The 21,006-nt window shown below is 48.2% G+C and carries 17 protein-coding genes; 14 read left to right on the forward strand and 3 right to left on the reverse strand.

What is annotated here, in order from left to right:
* Positions 1 to 34: 34 nt before the first annotated feature.
* Positions 35 to 1,234, forward strand: a complete 1,200-nt coding sequence (locus AAAT87_RS07920) for a serine/threonine protein kinase (protein ID WP_349226135.1) — start codon at positions 35 to 37, stop codon at positions 1,232 to 1,234.
* A 108-nt stretch (positions 1,235 to 1,342) separates the two neighbouring features.
* Here the strand turns inward: AAAT87_RS07920 and AAAT87_RS07925 are convergent, their stop codons facing one another.
* Positions 1,343 to 2,953: a hypothetical protein gene (locus tag AAAT87_RS07925; RefSeq protein ID WP_349226136.1), complete on the reverse strand. Its 1,611-nt coding sequence runs from the start codon at positions 2,951 to 2,953 to the stop codon at positions 1,343 to 1,345.
* A gap of 375 nt (positions 2,954 to 3,328) precedes the next feature.
* Between AAAT87_RS07925 and AAAT87_RS07930 the strand changes: the two genes are divergently transcribed.
* Positions 3,329 to 3,922, forward strand: coding sequence for a hypothetical protein (locus AAAT87_RS07930; RefSeq protein ID WP_349226137.1), 594 nt, complete (start codon positions 3,329 to 3,331; stop codon positions 3,920 to 3,922).
* A gap of 98 nt (positions 3,923 to 4,020) precedes the next feature.
* On the opposite strand, the gene AAAT87_RS07935 is transcribed toward AAAT87_RS07930, so the two are convergent.
* On the reverse strand, positions 4,021 to 5,730 hold the full coding sequence (locus AAAT87_RS07935; protein WP_349226138.1) for a Na/Pi cotransporter family protein: 1,710 nt from the start codon (positions 5,728 to 5,730) through the stop codon (positions 4,021 to 4,023).
* 171 nt (positions 5,731 to 5,901) lie between these two features.
* On the opposite strand from AAAT87_RS07935, the gene AAAT87_RS07940 reads away from it, so the two are divergent.
* The gene (locus AAAT87_RS07940) at positions 5,902 to 7,563 is read left to right on the forward strand and encodes a nucleoside kinase (RefSeq protein ID WP_349226139.1); all 1,662 of its coding nucleotides are present in this window, start codon (positions 5,902 to 5,904) and stop codon (positions 7,561 to 7,563) included.
* Positions 7,564 to 8,068: 505 nt separating this feature from the next.
* On the opposite strand, the gene upp is transcribed toward AAAT87_RS07940, so the two are convergent.
* Entirely contained in the window at positions 8,069 to 8,728 is a 660-nt protein-coding gene (upp, locus tag AAAT87_RS07945; RefSeq protein ID WP_296971914.1) for a uracil phosphoribosyltransferase, read from the reverse strand.
* Positions 8,729 to 9,198: 470 nt separating this feature from the next.
* Here upp and pckA point away from each other — a divergent pair, with 470 nt between their 5' ends.
* The 11 genes from pckA to AAAT87_RS08000 all read left to right on the forward strand — a co-directional run bounded on the left by pckA (position 9,199) and on the right by AAAT87_RS08000 (position 20,842).
* Complete coding sequence (gene pckA / locus AAAT87_RS07950) at positions 9,199 to 10,800, forward strand: phosphoenolpyruvate carboxykinase (ATP) (RefSeq protein ID WP_349226140.1); 1,602 nt, start codon at positions 9,199 to 9,201, stop codon at positions 10,798 to 10,800.
* Between the two features lie 201 nt (positions 10,801 to 11,001).
* Positions 11,002 to 12,387 (forward strand): DUF6242 domain-containing protein, encoded by a 1,386-nt coding sequence (locus tag AAAT87_RS07955; protein WP_298531920.1) that lies wholly within the window; start codon positions 11,002 to 11,004, stop codon positions 12,385 to 12,387.
* Positions 12,388 to 12,431: 44 nt separating this feature from the next.
* Positions 12,432 to 13,127: a type IX secretion system protein PorG gene (porG, locus tag AAAT87_RS07960; protein ID WP_349226141.1), complete on the forward strand. Its 696-nt coding sequence runs from the start codon at positions 12,432 to 12,434 to the stop codon at positions 13,125 to 13,127.
* Positions 13,128 to 13,151: 24 nt separating this feature from the next.
* The gene (locus AAAT87_RS07965; protein WP_295024023.1) at positions 13,152 to 13,904 is read left to right on the forward strand and encodes an isoprenyl transferase; all 753 of its coding nucleotides are present in this window, start codon (positions 13,152 to 13,154) and stop codon (positions 13,902 to 13,904) included.
* Between the two features lie 49 nt (positions 13,905 to 13,953).
* Complete coding sequence (locus AAAT87_RS07970) at positions 13,954 to 16,590, forward strand: BamA/OMP85 family outer membrane protein (RefSeq protein ID WP_295024020.1); 2,637 nt, start codon at positions 13,954 to 13,956, stop codon at positions 16,588 to 16,590.
* 11 nt (positions 16,591 to 16,601) lie between these two features.
* Positions 16,602 to 17,117, forward strand: coding sequence for an OmpH/Skp family outer membrane protein (locus tag AAAT87_RS07975; protein ID WP_295024018.1), 516 nt, complete (start codon positions 16,602 to 16,604; stop codon positions 17,115 to 17,117).
* Positions 17,118 to 17,256: 139 nt separating this feature from the next.
* The gene (locus AAAT87_RS07980) at positions 17,257 to 17,742 is read left to right on the forward strand and encodes an OmpH/Skp family outer membrane protein (RefSeq protein ID WP_089544734.1); all 486 of its coding nucleotides are present in this window, start codon (positions 17,257 to 17,259) and stop codon (positions 17,740 to 17,742) included.
* 103 nt (positions 17,743 to 17,845) lie between these two features.
* Positions 17,846 to 18,397, forward strand: a complete 552-nt coding sequence (locus tag AAAT87_RS07985; protein WP_296971905.1) for an OmpH family outer membrane protein — start codon at positions 17,846 to 17,848, stop codon at positions 18,395 to 18,397.
* A complete protein-coding gene (murI, locus tag AAAT87_RS07990) occupies positions 18,394 to 19,230 on the forward strand; it encodes a glutamate racemase (protein WP_089544732.1) in 837 nt (278 codons plus the stop codon). The genes AAAT87_RS07985 and murI overlap by 4 nt, the downstream gene beginning before the upstream one ends.
* A 30-nt stretch (positions 19,231 to 19,260) precedes the next feature.
* Positions 19,261 to 19,596 carry a 30S ribosome-binding factor RbfA gene (rbfA, locus tag AAAT87_RS07995; RefSeq protein ID WP_089544731.1) on the forward strand — a complete coding sequence of 112 codons (336 nt, stop codon included), beginning with the start codon at positions 19,261 to 19,263 and terminating at the stop codon, positions 19,594 to 19,596.
* 16 nt (positions 19,597 to 19,612) lie between these two features.
* Positions 19,613 to 20,842 (forward strand): FtsX-like permease family protein, encoded by a 1,230-nt coding sequence (locus tag AAAT87_RS08000; protein ID WP_117662622.1) that lies wholly within the window; start codon positions 19,613 to 19,615, stop codon positions 20,840 to 20,842.
* The last annotated feature ends 164 nt before the right edge of the window (positions 20,843 to 21,006 follow it).

The following is a 21,006-nucleotide window of genomic DNA, read 5'->3' on the forward strand; positions in this document are numbered from 1 at the left end:
TCCCTCAGAAACGACTTCTGCGCAGTTCAGCAACATGACAGAAATCTCGGCTAGTGGCTTTAATATCCTTATCCGTGCCAAGCGTGATGGCAGGTGGTGGATCTTGAAGGCGCTCGCTCCCGCTGTGCGCAATAGCGAGGTGTATCAGAGCTTGCTTCAGAAGGAATTCGATATCATGAAGCATGTCCAGCATCCCGGAGTTGCCGAGGTAATGGGTATCGAAGAAGTGGATGGATATGGCAAATGCCTCGTGATGGAATGGATAGATGGAGTAACTCTGGAAGAGTGGCTCCTGCAACATCATTCCAAGGCGGAAAGGGTGCATATCGCCAACCAGCTGCTCGTGGTACTTGAGTTTGTACACGACATGCAGGTGGTGCATCGTGACCTGAAACCTTCCAATATGATGGTTACCCGCAATGGGAGTGTGCTGAAGCTGATAGATTTCGGATTGGCTGATGCCGACAGCTATGCCGTACTGAAGGAACCGGCGGGAACAGATGGATATGTTTCTCCCGAACAGCAGAAGGGCGGACCTACCGATGTGCGCAATGATATCTACAGCGTGGGCGTTATCCTGGACAAGATGAGGCTGAATTTCTCTTATCGCCTGGGATTGAAGCGTTGCCTCCGTCCGTTGGAGGAGCGATATCCCAACATGACCGCCATGCGCCAACATATTCATTCTCTGCATCGCAACCTGCTTGCCTTCTGGATATCTTCGGGAATATTGGCGGCATGTACTACGGGTGTGGTTATATATAATAAGGTGAACGAGCCTCCTCGTGGATACGATGTGGTGGCAGAGTTTAAGATAGGAAACCTGGCTTATAAGTCGTGGGGTGGTGGAGTCGTATCGGTCAGGGCTGCCAATTCCAAGGATTCCTGCATCGAGGTACCTAAAACGGTGAACTTCCAGGGAATGACCTATAAGATAGATGAAATAGAAAAGAAGGCGTTTGCCGATCAGCCCGATCTGAGGAAACTGGTGTTTCCGGATACCAAGTTCCATGTGATGAAGCAGATGGTGGAGAACAGTCCGAATCTGCACAGTATCTGTTTCCGAAGCGCCTTGCCGCCAGTCATCGGTAATGCCATCTGGAAGACCAGGATTCAGGATGTCTTCAGTGAATCTGATTTCAGGCGTGTCATCCTGTATGTTCCAAAAGGCAGCTTCGATGCTTATCGCAAATCTGCATGGAATCAGTTTGAGAATATCATTGAATATGAATAGAATATGATAGAGTTACGCTTCAATTATGCAGATAGCCGCATCTCGCGTGAGATGCGGCTATTTGCGTTTATTGCTTATATCAGGTGTCTATACCTTATTATATATGTATCAATACCATACTTCTATCTGTGGTGATTCCTTGGCATAGCTAGGCATGCACTTACCGATCTTGGCTCCGATGTAGGTTGGGTCGCAGATGTAGAACTTCTTGCCCTTGTACTCGTATGAGGTTCCGTTCTCTACCGGCTCATGGAAGGCTACGGCTGTACATTCGTGTCCTGTGAACTGGATGAGATGTACATCGAGTCCGAGTATCTCGTGTACCAGATAGGCATAGAAGATGGCGCGGTCTTCGCAGTCGTTCTTAGCATAGTAGAGACTTTCCTCGAAGTAGAAATACTTCTCGCGATGGAACTGCTCATCATCGGTAGCGTATGGGAATCCCATCTGTATGAATCGCAGGATGCGGTTGGCTGCTTCCTGTTCGCCGAGATCCTGTACCTGTGCTCTGATCTGCTTCACCACATCGTCGCGCAGACTCTTATCTACTACAGATGCGGCTACGGTAGGAATGTCTATGATAGGATATTCATCGAGCAGCGGCATGACGCCGGTTGGTACTTCGCCCTGCAGGGTGATGCCCGCAGCTTCGTATCTGAACGGCTTGGCTTCATCGCCAATCACGGTCTTGCCGGTGAATCTCAGTCCCATATCCTTACCTAGCTCTGCGCCCTTAGGCAGTTCGCAGGAACGGAAGGATCCTTCATCCTCTACGTTCGGATAAATGTAGTAGCGCTTGCCGTCGATATTGAGGTACGACTTCTCGAATACGTGCTCCACGTAAGGGATGAGCATCACCACGTGGTTGCCGCACAGGGCAAGGCGTACGTTGTAGCCGCAGTTGGCAAGCACATACTGCGAAGCGATGATCTTCTCATTCTGGCTGGCGTTTGGCATGGCGGTATCGATGTATTTCTCTACGAGCATGGCAGAACCCCAGTCGCTGAGTCCCATCTTGCGTGATTCGGTGGCGAAAGCCTGGGTTACTTCCTTGAGGTCTGATTGCTTGAGATTCTTCCAGTAGTTCACCACATCGTCTGTAGAGCTGATGCTCATGGAAGCGAGTCGGGTTGCCTTTTGCATCTGCAGGTTTGCGCCATAGAAGTTGACGTCGATGGTCTGCTTGCTTGCCGGAATGTTGACGTGAGGCACGTTTGGCAGGGCAGGCATGACTGGCACGGCTGCTACGGCAGGCATCAGCGGCAGTTCGATACCCGAACCGGTGTATTCGATGTCTGGAATATCAGGCTTCACCTCTGGCAGTTTCGGCTTCTTCACCGGTTCTATTTTTGGACGGACGGTAGGAGCCTTTGGATCTGGCTTCTTCGGAGTCTCCGGTTCTGCAGGACTTACCGGCATCTTAGGCTTCACGGTAACCGGTATCTCCGGTTGTTTCGGAGCTGTATATGTTGGAGGCGTCTTAGGCTTAGGCACCTGCGAGCGCACATCTCCCTTAAACTTCTTGTATTCTTTCCATACGCCTTGCATATACTTATCGTAGTCGGTAAGTATGGTGTTGCGGAACTTGTTGTAATCATCCAGCATCGCCTGTCTTGACTGCTGGAATTGTTTCACAAAGTCATCGTTCTGCGAAAAGCTTGGTGTTGCATGCAAACCGAGCAGCAATATGAAACTGAGAGTAGGATAAATACTATTCATAATCTGTAATTTTAAGATTTCTACTTTCCGTGTTGATAGATATGGGGCAAAGATACGATTTTTTTCTTAATCGCCCAACTTTTTTAAGGAACAAAGGCTCTCCTACCTTAAAATATTGGGAGGAGAGCCTATCTATGTACCGTTCTTAGCGAAGATTCTGTCCCGGAATAGGAGTTGTTTCCTATTTGGTTATGTTTGATAGATGGATTGTCATATCCTAGTTTTTCTATTTGTGCTGCAAAATTACGAAAAACTTTTGAGATAGCATTGGTTCAAATTGGTTCATTTTCAAAGACTGATGAAGAAAATGAAAAAAGAATGATTGAGAGTGGGAAAAAATGTGTATCTTTGCTGCAAAAAAGAAAGGAATAGAAAATGATAGATAATTATAATCCAGAAGATTTCGAGCGCTTGAAGCAGGAAGTGGAAACCTTGGTGGGAAGATCCGTCAAGACACCTAAAGACTTTGAATTTCTCTCCCGCCAGATAGAGGGCTATACCAACGAGACCATCTCGGTGAGTACCCTGAAGCGTATGTGGGGATATGTGGCTTCGCCATGCAAACCGAGCAAGTATAATCTTAATTTGCTTTCCCGTATGATAGGTTATTCCGACTGGGAAGCTTTTTCGGGTGGAAACGAAGTTATGTCTTCCAGCCGCTTCTTTGTGAAGAGTAAGCTCATAGCGGATGCCCTACAGAAAGGGGAACAGGTGAGATTGACCTGGTGCCCGGGCAGAGTGCTTACCATCATGTACAAGGGCAATGATACCTTCGAGGTTGTGGATAGCATCAACAGCAAGCTGGCAAAGGGGGATACCTTCACCTGTCCGCAGTTTGTTGAGGATCAGCCGCTTTATCTTTCCAACCTCAGCCATCCCGGCATCCCGCTCTGCAACTATGTAGCAGGTCAGAATGGAGGAATCAAGTGGAATCTGGGGGGGGTGATTCTGGACCTTCCTGAAACATAAAGACAAAAAGCAAAAAGCTTGGAATCACGAATGCGATTCCAAGCTTTTTGCTTTAAATTCATTGGGGGTTAGCCTCATGCAGCTAATTTCATAGAGGGTTAAGCCTCATGCTGTCTTACGCCCATACGAGCCTCTACTACGTTTACCACGTAGTCGCCGAGCTTCTCGCATTCCTGGATGATATCCATGTACATGGTACCGATGGCATAGGTGTAGAGATGGTTGTTTACATCGTTGATATTCTGGCTCTTCAACTGGTTGCGATAGTTGTTGATCTCGTTCTCGATGTTGAAAGAGAGGTTGGCATCATTATCCACCTTATGACCCACCAGGGTGATGTTCATCTGGGTGAGGGCATTATCTGTAAGCTCCATCATCTGGTGCATGTGCTCATACTGAGAAGGAATGAAGTCTTCCTTGCCACGGATGCGGCGGTTGAGGGTGCGGGCAATGTTGAAACAGCTGTCACCGATACTCTCAATCTCTGAAATCTCACGCAGCATGGCGCGGATCTTCGCCTTGGTCTCATCAGAAAGATGAGAATCGCTCACCTGGTCGAGATACTTCGCAATCTCAATCTCCATGCTGTCGGAGATTCCCTCGTATTTCTCGATGCGGGTATAGAGCTTGATGAACTTGTCGTCGTTGGTCTCGCCCAGGAGTTCCTTCACCATACCGAACATACGCTGGATGCGCTCGGCGAAACTGTGGATCTCCTTCTGAGCCTCGAGCACGGAGATTTCCGGAGTCTTCATGATACCACTCTGGATGAAACGCAGACGGAAATCATCTTCGTCGGCATTCTTCTTAGGACGGATAATCTTGCATACCAGCTTCTCTATCTGTGGGATAAACCATACCAGGATAAAGGTGTTGGAGAGGTTGAACGTGGTATGGAAGGCGGCGAGTACGAACGACAGCTTCGCTGCGTTGGCAACGAAGTGAGGATCGGTCTTCTCCATCATGTCGTCATAACCTACCCAGTCGCAGACCAGATGGATGAACGGACGGAATACGCAGAGTATCCACAGCACACCGAAGATGTTGAACACCATGTGCGCCATCGCCGCTCTTCGCGCCTGCGTGTTGGCGGTGAGTGCTGCCACGTTGGAAGTTACGGTGGTACCGATGTTCTCACCCATCACGAGCGCAATACCTTGATAGATAGGCAGTACGCCGGTGGAACAGAGAATCATCGTAATCGCCATGACGGCAGCCGAACTCTGCACACACATGGTCAGGATACTACCTATGAGCAGGAAGGTGATGGTGGTCTGGAAGCTGTGAGGGTCGAAGCTGGAGAAGAACTCCAGAACTGGCTGGTTATGAGCCAGATCCATGTCGATACCGGTTTGGCGAAGTGTACCCAAGCCGAGGAACATGAAGGAGATACCGAAGATGAAGTCACCTATGATCTTGCGCTTCTTGCTATAGATGAGGATGATGGCGATGAAGAACGCCAGCCACACAAAGTCGGTGATGTTGAATGAGAATCCTGCACTCATGATCCAGGCGGTGAGCGTGGTACCGATATTGGCACCCATGATAACCGAAATAGCCTGGGCAAGGGTGAGGAGACCGGCATTTACGAATGATACCGTCATCACCGTCGTAGCAGTAGAAGACTGTACGGCAGCCGTGATGAGCGTACCCGAGAGTATGCCCGTCACACGATTGGTGGTCATAGTTCCTAACACATGGCGGAGCTGTGGTCCTGCCATCTTCTGCAAACTGTCGCTCATGGTCTTCATACCAAACATAAGTAAGGCGAGTGCTCCGATAAGCCTAAAAAATATCCAAATCGACATATTATAACTTAATTAATGTTGTCAAAATCATCAAGTTTACGTTTTTTTTCGTAACTTTACGCTCTGTAAGCAATGCTCCGCTTGGGGGCTTGCTCAGGCCTGGTGAACATCCTCAAAAGAGGTCTTCGTTAGGCTGTAGATTATTAACTTTGTAACATAGTCTTAACAGAAATGAAACAGAAGATACAAATCCGTTGCAAAAATAATAAAAAATCTCAGAAAGTCGAAATCGGAAGCACACTTTTTGATGTTTTTTCTTCATTTGACCTTAAAATGACCCATGGACCGGTGTCTGCGAGGGTAAATAACAAGGTGGAAGGCATGAATTACCGTGTGTATAACTCCAAGGATGTGGAATTCCTGGATATGAACTCTGCGTCTGGTTCGCGTGCCTATACCCGGACGCTTTTCTTTGTACTGTGCAAGGCGGTGCAGGATATTTATCCGAATACGGATGTGGTCATCGATATTCCGGTATCCAACGGATTCTATGTGGATATCCGTCTGGGACGCCCGGTAGTAGATGAGGATGTGAACATCCTCCGCCGCCGCATGCAGGAGATCATCGACTCCAAGATGCCGATACGCCGCTTCACGGTGCCTACCGAGGTGGCTATCGCCCTCTTCCAGGAAAAGGGCGATGTGGAGAAGGTGAAGCTTCTCAGGACTTCGGGTTCCATCTATACCACCTATTATAAAATAGGTGAATATGTGGATTATTATTATGGCACCCTGCTCACCAATACCTCCCAGCTCTATCTCTTCGGGTTGGAGAAGTACTATGATGGCATGTTGCTGCGCATTCCTTCGGTCTGCAACCCGGATGTGCTGGGTGAAATGACCCGACAGGACAAGATGTTTGATATCTTCAAGGAGCATCATCGCTGGCAGGATATTCTGGGTATCAGAACCGTGGGCGACTTCAACCAGGCTATCGACGCGGGACATGCTACGGATATCATCAATATCAGCGAAGCGCTGCAGGAGAAGAAGCTGGCGAAGATTGCCGAGGAGATTGCCAGCCGGGAAGGGGTGAAGCTGGTACTGCTGGCGGGGCCGTCTTCTTCGGGCAAGACTACTTCCTGCAAGCGTCTGAGCATCCAGCTTGCCGTAAACGGACTGAAGCCTCTGCAGATTTCGCTCGATGATTACTTCGTGGATAGGGACAAGACCCCGAAGGATGAGAATGGTGAATTTGATTTTGAGAGTATCTATGCCCTGAACCTCGATTTGCTCAACGAGCAGTTTAATGCGCTCTTCCGTGGCGAGGAAGTGGAACTGCCGAAATACGATTTCCCTTCGGGCAAGAGTGTGAAGAGTGGAAAGAAGTTGAAGCTGGAGCCTAACAATGTTCTGGTGGTAGAGGGAATCCACGCCCTGAATCCGGAGCTTACGGCGCATGTTCCTGAAGAGCAGATTTTCCGTGTGTATGCTTCTGCGCTGACCACCATTCTGCTGGATAATCACAATTACATCCCTACAACGGATAACCGTCTGCTGCGCCGCATCATTCGCGACTATAAATATAGAGGTGTATCTGCCCAGGAAACCATCCGCCGCTGGCCATCGGTAAGAGCCGGAGAGAACAGGTGGATTTTCCCATTCCAGGAGAATGCCGATGCCATGCTGAATACGGCGATGCTCTATGAGTTGTCGGTTCTCAAGATGCAGGCAGAACCGTTGCTCCAGCAGGTGCCGGAGAATTGTGAGGAATTTGCTGAGGCTTACCGCCTGCTGAAGTTCCTGAAGTATTTCAAGGGAATACCTTATAATAATCTGCCACCAACCTCCCTCTTGCGAGAGTTCCTGGGCGGCAGCTCATTCCATTATTAGGTACTAGCGTTTTTTGCCTCACTATGGCACAATATTGCCCTCCGCCAGGGCAATATCTTGCCGTAGTGAGGCAAGATTCGTTATGTCGTGAAGGAGTTTTGAAGATAAGCGCTACTGCTTCATTTTCTTGCGTATTAAGCGCCACTCTCGCTTTTACTCTTCACTCTTCACATTCTGAGCATAAGTTACTGATATACAAATAGTATTGAGGGTGAAGAGTCAGGCTTCACTCTTCACCTCTCTTCACCTTGTTTTTGGGGGCGAACTCATCTCTGAATCATGTTTAGCCATCTATGATGACCAGCTTCTGTCTTCAATGATGACCAGCCTCTGTCTTCAATGATGGCTGGGCTTACTGAGATAAGGTGAAGAGTGGTGAAGAGTGGTGAAGAGTGAAGTCTGACTCTTCACGAACTTAACGTGTTGATAGTTAATAAAATAGCGCTAAAGTGTGAAGAGTGAAGAGTAAAAGCGAAAGTGGCTTTCTGTGCAGCCGTTTTCCGCTTTAGAGCTTGCTTCCGTAGCAGAGGTCTCCGGCATCGCCGAAGCCAGGAATGATGTATTTGTGCTCGTTCAGTCCCTCATCGATGGATGCACACCAGATGGTAGTCTTATCCTCCGGGAAAGTCTTCTTTACATGCTCGATGCCTTCTGGAGAGGCAAGGACGCAGGCTACGTGGATGTGCTTAGGGGTTCCCTTGGTAAGGAGCGCCTTCATACCCATCTCCATGCTGATACCGGTGGCAAGCATCGGGTCAGCGATGATGAGCGTCTTGCCGGTAAGGTCTGGAGTAGCCAGATACTCGATATGAACCCCCACCTCGGTATGTTCCTTGTTGGTATATTCGCGATAGGCACTCACGAAAGCATTGCCGGAGTGGTCGAAGATATTGAGAAAACCCTCATGGAAAGGCAGGCCTGCACGGAAGATCGTACCGATGACAATCTTGTCGGTAGGGAAATTAACCTGGGCTACACCGAGCGGGGTAGTCACGTCTCTGTTCTCGTAATTGAGGGTCTTTGAAATCTCAAAGGCCTCATACTCGCCGATTCTCTTGATGTTGTTGCGGAAGAGGAGTCGGTTCTTTTGATACTCGCAGTCGCGCATCTCAGCCAGATAGCGGTTGATGATGCAGTTATGCTCGCTCAGATTATTAATTTTCATAAGTCGTAGTATTTATATTCTTGTTATTTCAATCGATGTTTATTCCTGCTGAAATCATCTGTCAAGATGCAGCAAAAGTGTTGCAAAGATAAGGCAAAATCCGGAAACCGCAAAATGTTTTCCGTTATTTTTTCCATCCGGCTTCTTCTGGTGCCATCCATGGGCTTTTATGTGCCTTCTGAACCCCTCTATATATAAATAGGTGGAAAATGAATTCGGATGAAGCAGATTTGCGGCGAATATTTGCAAAGTCAATATGGCAAATTATAGATGAATGGGTCGATTTTTTAATTCTTTAACCTAAAAAGGTTTTAAAAAGCAAGAATATTATCTAAGAATCTTTGCTATAAAACATATTTTTTGTAACTTTGCGGCGGTTTTAGGAAAAAAGGGTTTTTGAAATCCCATTTTGAATATTAGGATAAAGTTTCAGAAAGAAATATTTCACAACTTAAATACATTTAGAAAAAATGGCAAAGTTAGATTTGACAAAGTACGGCATTACTGGTGCTACAGTAATCGCTCACAATCCTTCTTACGAGCAGTTGTTCGAGGAGGAGACAAAGGCTGGTCTCGAGGGTTACGAGGTAGGTCAGCAGACAGAGTTAGGTGCAGTTAACGTTATGACAGGTATCTACACTGGTCGCTCACCTAAGGATAAGTACATCGTAATGGACGAGAACTCAAAGGACACTGTATGGTGGACTACTGATGAGTACAAGAACGATAACCACCCAATGTCTGAGCAGGTTTGGGGTACTGTTAAGGATCTCGCTGTTAAGGAGCTCTGCAACAAGAACCTCTATGTAGTAGATGGTTTCTGCGGTGCTAACAAGGATACACGTATGGCTGTTCGTTTCATCGTTGAGGTTGCTTGGCAGGCTCACTTCGTAACAAACATGTTCATCCGTCCTACAGCTGAGGAGCTTGAGGCATTCGAGCCAGACTTCGTTGTTTACAACGCTTCTAAGGCTAAGGTAGAGAACTACAAGGAACTCGGCTTGAACTCTGAGACTTGCGTTGCTTTCAACGTAACATCTAAGGAGCAGGTTATCATCAACACATGGTATGGTGGTGAGATGAAGAAGGGTATGTTCTCTATGATGAACTACTTCTTGCCATTGAAGGGTATGGCTTCTATGCACTGCTCTGCTAACTGCGATATGAACGGTGAGAATACAGCTATCTTCTTCGGTCTTTCTGGTACAGGTAAGACTACATTGTCAACAGACCCTAAGCGTAAGTTGATCGGTGACGATGAGCACGGATGGGATGACAATGGTGTATTCAACTTCGAAGGTGGTTGCTACGCTAAGGTTATCAACTTGGACAAGGAGTCTGAGCCAGATATCTACAACGCTATCAAGCGCAACGCTCTCTTGGAGAACGTAACTGTAGCTGCTGATGGTAAGATTGACTTCGCTGATAAGAGCGTAACTGAGAACACTCGTGTTTCTTACCCAATCTTCCACATCAACAACATCCAGCCAGGTTCTTCTGCTCCAGCTGCTAAGCAGGTTATCTTCCTCTCAGCTGATGCATTCGGTGTATTGCCTCCAGTATCTATCCTGACTCCAGAGCAGACTCAGTACTACTTCCTCTCTGGCTTCACAGCTAAGTTGGCAGGTACAGAGCGCGGTATCACAGAGCCTACTCCAACATTCTCTGCTTGCTTCGGCCAGGCATTCTTGGAGTTGCACCCAACAAAGTACGCTCAGGAGTTGGTTAAGAAGATGAACAAGAACAACGCTAAGGCATACCTCGTTAACACAGGTTGGAACGGTACAGGCAAGCGTATCTCTATCCGCGATACACGTGGTATCATCGACGCTATCCTGAACGGTGACATCGACAAGGCTCCAACAAAGCAGATCCCTATATTCGACTTCAAGGTTCCAACAGAGTTGCCAGGTGTAGCTACTGAGATCTTGGATCCACGCGATACATACGCTGAGGCTTCTCAGTGGGAGGAGAAGGCTAAGGATTTGGCTGCTCGTTTCATCAAGAACTTCGCTAAGTACACAAACAACGAGGCTGGTAAGGCTCTCGTTGCTGCTGGTCCACAGCTCTAATTCGACATTTCGAATTTATGCTAAATATGGAATCCCGTCTCTCGCAAGAGAGGCGGGATTTCTTCGTTTTTATGCCTCGAAATCACTAAAAAACTTAAAAAATGCGCCTAAAATGAATAATTTGCATAATAATAAGGAGAAAAGGTCGAGTTTTTAAAGAATTCTCAGTAAATTTGCAGCTAAAAAGAAAAATTGGATAGAATGAAAAGTAAATTTTTAGCTTTTATAGCACTTGTTGCAGCTACTTTGTCGCTCTCTTCATGCTTGAGCAGCGACGAGACGGTAGTAGAATATACAAATGATACGGCCATCACGAGTTTCTCCTTGGGAAAGCTCGGTAGATACACGAAGACTACTGCAGGCAAGGATACTCTGATCGCTGATAAAGTGAATGGAGCTAACTATAAATTTTATATAGATCAGGTTAACCACCAGATCTATAACGTAGATTCCTTGCCTACCAAGACAAGGACCGCTGCCGTATTGGCTACCATCAGCAGCAAGAACAGCAGCCCTATCTTCATCATGCACAAGAATTGCCCTGAGAAGATCGACTCGGCAAAGTATTATTCCAGCACCGATTCCATCGATTTCTCTCAGCCACGAATGGTTCGTGTATATAACAACTCGCTCAATGCCTACGTTACTTACACCGTAAAGGTGAACGTGCATCAGCAGGAAGGCAATGAGTTCAACTGGCAAGCCAAGGCTCAACTCAATGAGCAGCTCGCTGCACTCAGCGACTTGAAGGTGCTTGCCCTGGGAAACCATATCTATGTATTTGGCAAGACCCTCGGGGGAATGAAGATATACAAGAGTGCTGCAAGCGACGGTAACAACTGGGCTGAGGTAACAGCCAACCAGACTTTCGCAGCTGCCGATTATCAGAATGCCGTGCAGATGGGCAGTCAGCTCTACATCCTCTCAGATGGCAAGGTGTATGCTTCTGCCGATGCTGCAGCCTGGAGTCTGGTAGGCGAGGATAGCCAGCTCAAGCAGTTGGTAGGTGCCAGCAGCAAGTATCTCTATGCCTTCACAGCTACAGGCATCGCCGTGTCTAAGGACAATGGCGCAACCTGGACTGCCCAGAAGATGGATGCTGATCTCTCACTCCTGCCAACCCAGAACCTGAGCATGAATGTTTCTACCATCGCTTCTGTGAAGAATGTAGAGAATGTTCTCCTGCTCGGTACCCGTGATGCAAGCTATGGCGATACCATCGCTACACTCTGGAATCATGTGGCTGATTACTCTGCCAATGCTCCAGAAAGCGCATGGAACTATATAGAATATGATTCTCTCCAGAGTGGCAAGATGCCAATGATGGATCAGGTGCTCGTTTGCGGTGCAGATTCCGGTTTTGTTGCTCTCGGAAGCAACGGCAAATGGTATAAGAGCAAGACCAACGGACTGACATGGGGTGTAGATTCACTCGTAACCATGCCTGCAGGATTCTCTGCTGCCACCCAGCGCTTCGGCTTCTGCCGCGATAAGGACAACTTCTACTGGGTAGTAAGAAACGGCAGCGTATGGAAGGGCCGCTTCAACAAGGATGCCTGGATCAAGGACCAGACCATCTTCGAATAAGACCCTCGGGAATCAATCATATTCATATCGCGTAAGGTATAGACATGAGGAGAAACTTGTGTAAATGCTTGTTGCTGCTGGTCTTGTTCCTCTTGCCGTTGCAGGTGATGAGGGCACAGGACGATTACCAGTATCGTCTGGAGGTTGGTGCCGGCGTGGGACTGGTTGCCTACGAAGGCGACCTGAACGTCAATATCCTTGCCCACCAGCAGCCGATGGCAGCCATCGTGGGAAGATACAACTTCGATCCCTACAAGGATCTGCGGTTCAACCTGGGGCTGGGCAAGCTGAAAGGCTCTAACGACAAGGTGAAGACCGATTATCCCGACCTGGATGGGAAAGCCTACTCCTTCAGCAATACCCTGGTGGATATGAGCCTCGTCTTCGAGTACAACTTCTGGCCCTACGGCACAGGCAGGGACTACAGAGGAGCCAGGAGGCTGGTGCCTTTCATCTTCGGAGGTCTGGGAGTCACCTTTGTGAAGGGAGACCAGAAGAATGTATTTACTGCCAACGTGCCTCTGGGCATCGGGGCGAAATACAAGATAAACGAACGGATGAACATAGGTGTGGATTGGGGCATCCATTTCTCGCTGAACGATGAACTGGATGGGGTGAAAGACCCTTATGGCATCAAGAGCAGCGGACTCTGGAAAAACCAGGACTGCTATTCCATGCTGCAAGTCTCGTTCACCTACAGCTTCAGCGCAAAGTGTAAAACGTGTAATAAAGAAGAATAAGAACTCTTAATAAAAAAATAAGATATGAACAACTTGGATATGAACAGAATACCTGAGCACATCGCTATCATCATGGATGGCAATGGACGCTGGGCTACGGAAAGAGGTAAGGATCGCAGCTACGGCCACCAGGCTGGAGTTGACGCAGTGCGTTGCATTACATCAGAATGTACTCGCCTCGGTGTGAAGTACCTTACTCTCTATACTTTCTCTACTGAAAACTGGAATCGTCCTGCCGATGAGATTTCTGCCCTGATGGGACTGGTGCTGACTTCTCTGGAGGATGAGATCTTCATGAAGAACAATGTGCGATTCCGCGTGATCGGCGACTTGAAGCGTCTGCCACAGGCTGTACAGGACAAGTTGCAGGAGACCATGGACCATACCGCCAAGAACGATGCCATGACCATGGTGGTAGCCCTGAGCTACTCTTCGCGCTGGGAAATCATGAGTGCGATGAAGAAAACCGTGAAGGAGGCTATGGAGAATGGCGCCAGCTATGAGGAGGTTGAGAAGATGCTTACCGAGGAAAACTTCGAGAAACACCTGGAAACCAACTTCATGCCAGACCCAGAACTCCTGATCCGTACAGGTGGCGAGTTGCGTATCAGCAACTACCTGTTGTGGCAGATTGCCTATTCTGAGTTGTATTTCTGCGATACCTATTGGCCAGACTTCAACGAGGAGTGCCTGCATAAGGCTATCGAGAGCTACCAGTCGCGCCAGCGCCGTTTTGGCAAGACCGAGGCTCAGGTAGAAGCAGAGGAAGAGAAGTAAAAGGGGAAAAAGGACGAAAAATAGATACTATATATATAATAAGGTATAAATGAACAAGCTAAGAAAGATTTTCATCCTGCTATTCGGCATCATGGCGAGTGTGCAGGTTATGGCACAGGACAAGATAGTACATCCAGATATCTCGTATGCCGGAACCCCTCGCACCTTGACCCTTGGAGGTATCAATGTGTCGGGTGTGGAAGGATACGAAGACTATGTGCTCACTGGTATCTCGGGCCTGACAGTGGGAGAAGAGATTGAAGTGCCAGGCGACGCTATTACCAATGCCGTCAAGCGCTATTGGAAACATGGACTTTTCTCTAAAGTCGCTATCGCTGCCGACTCTATCGTGGGTGAAAAACTTTATCTTCACATCTATCTTGCGGTAAGACCTCGTATCTCTGACATCCACTACGTGGGATTGAAGAAAAGCGAGCGTGAGGATATGGAGCAGAAGCTCGGTATGGTTAAGGGTACTCAGGTAACACCTAACATGCTCGACCGTGCCAAGATCCTTGCCAAGAAATACTTCGATGACAAGGGCTTCAAGAATGCTGAAATCCAGATCAACCAGCGCGACGATGTGGCTAACAAGGGTCAGGTAATCCTGGACGTAATCGTAGATAAGAAACAGAAAATCAAGGTTCATCAGATTACCATCGACGGTAACGAGAAACTTTCGGATAGAAAGATCAAGGGTGGACTCTTCTCGAAGGGAGCCTTTGCCAAGACCCACGAGGCTGGCAAGTTTGCAACTTTCTTCAAGTCGAAGAAGTTTACTCCTGAGAGATGGAAGGAAGACAAGCAGAAACTCATCGACAAATACTACGAGTATGGTTATCGTGATGCGCAGATCCTGGAAGACAGCGTAAGCAACTTCGACGAGAAGCACGTCAACGTATATGTCAAGGTAGATGAGGGTAAGCGCTACTTTATCCGCAACATCAACTGGGTGGGCAACACCGTATATGCTACCGACTATCTGAATGCCGTGCTCGGCATGAAGAAGGGCGATGTATATAACCAGAAACTCCTGGGCAAGCGATTGCAGGAAGATGAAGATGCTGTGGGCAACCTCTATTACAACAATGGTTACGTGTTCTCTAACATCAATCCTGCCGAAGTGAACATCGACGGCGATTCCATCGACCTGGAGATGCGCGTGACTGAGGGACCTCAGGCTTACCTGAGCCACGTACGTATCAACGGTAATACCCGTCTCTATGAGAACGTAGTACGCCGTGAGCTCCGTACCAAGCCAGGCGACCTCTTCTCTAAGGATGCCCTGATGCGTTCGGCTCGTGAGTTGGCTTCCATGGGTCACTTCGATGCTGAGAAGGTTTCACCAGATGTAAAGCCTAACTACGAGGACGGTACTGTGGATGTAAACTGGAACCTGGAGCAGAAGAGTAACGACCAGATTGAGTTCTCGCTCGGTTGGGGGCAGACGGGTGTCATCGGACGTGTGGGCTTGAAGCTCAACAACTTCTCTATGGCAAACCTCTTCAACAAGAACAAGGAGCATCGTGGTATCATGCCTATCGGTGACGGTGAGGTGCTGAGTATCGGTGCACAGACCAACGGTACCTACTACCAGAGCTACAACGTAAGCTACTCAACCAACTGGTTTGGCGGCAAGCGCCCTATCCAGTTCAGCGTAGGTGCATACTACAGTAAGAGTACTGACGTGTCAAGCAACTATTACAATAGTGCTTACATGAACAACTATTACAGTTATATGTATGGTTATGGTTCCAGTTACTATAATAACTACGAGAATTATTACGATCCAGACAAGTACATCCAGATGGTGGGTGTGAGCCTCGGTTGGGGTAAGCGCCTCCGTTGGCCGGATGATTACTTCACCTTGTCTGTGCAGTTGGCTTACCAGCGCTACATGATGAAGAACTGGAGCTATATGCTGATGACCAACGGTAATGCGAACAACTTGAACTTGTCCATCGCATTGAACCGTACATCAACCGACAACCAGCTCTTCCCACGTCGTGGTTCAGAGTTTGAGGCAAGTGTGAACCTTACTCCACCATGGAGTGCGTTCGACAACAAGGATTACAAGAACCTCGCCAACAACTCCCAGTCTCCAACCTACTCTGCAGAGCAGCAGGAGAAATACCGCTGGATTGAGTATCACAAGTGGAAGTTCAAGGCAAAGACCTATACCGCACTTACAGAGGGTCAGAAGTGCTTCGTATTGATGACCCGTGTAGAACTCGGTTTGCTCGGTGCTTACAACAAGTACAAGAAGAGTCCATTCGAGACCTACTATGTGGGTGGTGACGGTATGAGTGGATACTCATCCTATTATGGTGAGGAAACCATCGGACTCCGTGGTTACGAGAACGGTTCCGTATCTTACGGCCGTACCACCGGTTACTATGCTTATGCATACGACCGCTTCTCATTGGAGCTCCGTTATCCATTCCTCCTGGGCAATACCACTATCTATGGTTTGACCTTCGTAGAGGCAGGTAACGCCTGGTATGATACCAAGGACTTCAACCCATTCAGCATGAAGCGCAGTGCCGGTGTCGGTGTGCGTATCTTCCTGCCAATGGTGGGTCTGATGGGTATCGACTGGGCTTACGGTTTCGACAAGGTATGGAACGGTAGCCAGTATAAGAAGGGTGGAAGCCAGTTCCACTTCATCTTGGGTCAGGAATTCTAAAGACGGATTTTATGAAGAAAATAGTATTTATGCTGATGATGGCTGTAGCAGCCATCTCAGCACATGCACAGAAATATGCATTGGTGGATATGGAGTACATCCTGCGCAATATCCCAGCCTATGAGCGTGCCAACGAACAGTTGAACCAGGTGAGCCGCAAGTGGCAGGCCGAGGTAGAGGCGCTCAATCTGGAAGCAAGCACCATGTACAAGAACTATCAGAACGAGGTAGTATTCCTCTCACAGGAGCAGAAGAAGGCCAAGCAGGACTCCATTATGCAGAAGGAGAAGGAAGCCAGCGACCTGAAGAAGAAATACTTCGGTGCTGAGGGAGAGCTTTACAAGAAGCGCGAGGCGCTGATGGGACCTATCCAGGAGGAGATTTACAATGCCGTGAAGGAGATTTCCAACCTGCGCGGCTACTCGCTTGTTCTCGACAGAGCCAGCAACAATGGAATCATTTTTGGTTCGCCAAAAATAGACATCAGCAACGAGGTACTCCAGAAATTAGGCTATTCTAACAAATAATAAGTGTTATTCCAGGAAATAATCTAGGTTATTTCAAGAAATAATTGTATATTTGCAGCCGATAAGAGAGGATGCGGCTGGAAAACACCGCCCTCGGCATGACCAATTAAGAATAATAATTAAAAAAGAATAAACAGAAATGAAAAAGCTTATTTTAATGTTGATGCTTTGCGCACCAATGACAATGATGGCACAGAAGTTCGGTAAGGTAAATACTCAGCAGATCATGCAGTCTTTGCCAGACGTAGCTAAGGCCAACGGCGAGTTGGAAGCTCTCCAGAAGCAGAAGGAGAACGACCTCAAGTCTATGCAGGATGAGTTCCAGCGCAAGGCAGACGAGTATCAGAAGGGCGCAAGCACAATGAATGCTACTGCCAAGCAGCAGAAGGAAACTGAATTGCAGGGTCTTCAGCAGAAGATTCAGCAGGCTTACCAGGATGGTCAGCAGGAGTTGCAGAAGAAGAGCAGTGAACTCATGCAGCCTATCATCGCTAAGGTACGTACAGCTATCGAGGCTGTAGGTAAGGCTGGTAACTATACATACATCATGGAGGAAGGCACAGCTATCTATACTGGCGCCAACGTGGTAGATGTTACCAAGGAAGTACAGGCTAAGATCAAGTAATCAAACGTAAGTATTTCTATAAAAAAGCTAAGGGCAGGCACAAGTGCCTGCCCTTATTTATCATCTAGTATATTCATATTATATATAAAAGGTATCACGCATTATGAAAAAGAATCTCCTATTTTTGGCGCTCGCTCTTGTTGCCCTCTCGGCTTCTGCACAGCAGAACCAGACTCCGGCGGAACAACCAGCAGCCATCGTTGCACAGCCAGCATTGCGATTTGGCTACTTCAGCTTTGAGCAGGTTTTTCATACCATGCCTGGTTATGCAATAGCCAAGCATAATATGGATGAACTCCGCGCAAAGTATGATGAGGAAACCAAGCGCGTGGAAACTGAGTTTAATACCAAGTATGAGGAATTCCTTGACGGTCAGCGCTCGTATGCCAAGACTATCCTGGAGAAGCGCCAGGCTGAACTGCGTGAATTGATGGAGAAGAACATCGCCTTCAAGGCTGAGGCTGCCAAACTCCTGAATCAGGCAGAGACCGATGCGTATGCTCCTCTCAAGACCCAGATCAACGAGGCTGCCAAGCAGATTGGCAAGGAGAAGGGATTTGCCTTCATCATCAATACCGACAACAACACCACACCTTATCTGAGTGAAGAAATGGGTGAGGATATTACAGCAGTGCTGGAGGAGAAACTGAAATGATTCTGCCATCTAATCCCGGACCTATCGGAATCTTTGATTCCGGATATGGTGGCTTGACCATCCTGCATGGCTTGCGCCAGATGTTGCCGCAGTACGACTATATGTATCTGGGCGACAATGCCCGTGCGCCATACGGTTCGCGCTCCTTCGAGGTGGTGTATAAGTTTACCCGCCAGGCTGTGCTGAAGCTTTTTTCCATGGGTTGCCATCTGGTAATCCTGGGTTGCAATACGGCTTCGGCCAAGGCGCTGCGCTCTATCCAGCAGAGAGACATCCCGGAACTGGACCCTGACCGCCGCGTGCTGGGCATCATCCGTCCTACTGCCGAGGTGATAGGTACGCTGACCAAGAGTCGCCACGTGGGCATTCTTGCCACCGAGGGAACCATCAAGAGCGAGAGCTACAAGATGGAGATTGGCAAGCTCTGGCCGGATATCCAGGTAAGCGGAGTAGCTTGTCCGCTCTGGGCTGCTATCGTAGAGGCCAACGAGGCAGATAGTCCTGGTGCTGATTATTTCGTCAAGAAGCGCATAGACCAGTTGATGCGTATGGATGAGGACATCGATACCATCATCCTGGGTTGCACCCATTATCCACTGCTCATGAGCAGCATCGTGAAGAATCTTCCCGACGGCGTGAGAGTGGTGCCACAGGGACAGTATGTGGCCAACAGTCTGCAGGATTATCTGCAGCGACATCCGAATATGGAACAGATGGTGACAAAGGGTGGTAGCTGCAAGTATCTGACTACAGAAAGTGAGGAGAAATTCAAGGAGTCGGCGTTGATATTCCTGCATGAGCAGGTGGACGTTACACACGTGGACCTTGAATAGTTTATAATTAATAGTTTATAGTTAATAGTTATGCAAGAAACAAGACAAAACCGTATATCAAGACTGCTCCAGAAGGAGTTGAGTCTTATCTTCCAGTCACAGACCCGCATGATGCATGGTGTGATGGTAAGTGTTACTAAGGTAAGAGTAAGCCCGGATCTTAGCATCTGCACTGCTTACCTCAGTGTGTTCCCATCTGAAAAGGGTGAGGAAATTCTGAAGAATATCAATGCCAACGAGAAGACTATCCGCTTCGACCTGGGCAGAAAGGTGAGAAATCAGTTGCGCATCATTCCTGAGCTCCGTTTCTTCCTGGACGACAGCCTGGATTATCTGGAGCGCATTGATGAACTCTTGAAGAAGTAAAAAAGTAAAAAGACAAATGAATTTTCCATTCTTTATTGCTCGCAGGTATCTCTTTTCCAAGAAGAGTACACACGTTATCAATGTGATCAGCTCCATCTCTGTGATTGGTGTGGCTGTGGCAACGATGGCACTCGTCATCGTGCTGAGCGTATTCAATGGTTTCCACGACCTGGTGGCTACGCTCTTTACGAGCTTCGACCCGCAGTTGAAGGTGGTGCCGATGGAGGGAAAGACGGCGCCTGCCGATGACCCGATATTGACGCAGATACGTATGCTGCCACAGGTAGATGTGGCTACTGAAACCGTGGAAGACCAGGCGCTGGCAATCTATGACGACCGTCAGGCTATGGTGAGGATCAAGGGTGTGGACGACAACTTCTCTGAGTTATCGCATATCAACGACATCCTTTATGGTGATGGCAGTTTCTCGCTCCATGCTGCCAATCTGCAGTATGGAACCGTGGGTATCCGTCTGGCGCAGACCTTGGGTATCGGGGCAAAATGGGATGGTTTTATGAAGATTTATGCTCCGCAGAAGGAGGGACAGTTGGATATGATGAATCCGGATGCCGGCTTCGTGGTTGATTCGCTGAATTCTCCGGGTGTGCTCTTCGCCGTCAAGCAGTCGAAATACGACAAGAATTATATCATCACCTCCATTGCCTTTGCGCGCAACCTCTTCGGGCAGCAGGGTATGCTCTCAGATCTGGAGATCCGCCTGAAGGAGGGTAGTGACCTGCAGGCAGTAAAGGCTGAGATGCAGAAGATTGCCGGCACCAAATATAAGGTGCTGGATAGATTTGAGCAGCAGGAAGATACTTTTAAGATCATGTCGATAGAGAAGCTGATGGCTTACATCTTCCTGACCTTTATCCTCGTAGTGGCATGTTTCAACATCATCGGTTCGCTCTCGATGCTCATCATCGACAAGAAGAACGATGTGGTGACGTTGCGGAATCTGGGTGCCAATGACAAGCAGATTACGCGTGTCTTCCTCTTCGAGGGAAGAATGATTGCAGTGATTGGTGCGGTGATTGGTATCGGATTGGGTCTGTTGCTCTGCTGGCTGCAGCAGCAGTATGGCTTCGTAAGACTGGGCGACTCCGAGGGCTCCTTCATCGTAAATGCCTATCCGGTAAGCGTTCACTATTCTGATGTAGCCATCATCTTTGTAACGGTTATCGCCGTAGGCTGGCTTGCCGTATGGTATCCGGTGAGAGCATTGAGTAAAAGACTTTTGAGTTAGAGGTAAGAGAGTGTGTCATAAGTCCTGATTATGGCAGCCGAGGACGGGCTGAAAGCCCAAAAGCTCCTAGCCCAGGGCAGCGCCCTGGGTAATGTTGGTAAAAAACGAAGTCGCCCTGAAAGGGCAAAAGCTTTCAATTTCAAAGCTTTTGCCCTTTCAGGGCG

The organism is Segatella sinensis (genome assembly GCF_040095255.1).
In the GTDB taxonomy this organism is placed as follows: Bacteria; Bacteroidota; Bacteroidia; order Bacteroidales; family Bacteroidaceae; genus Prevotella; species Prevotella sinensis.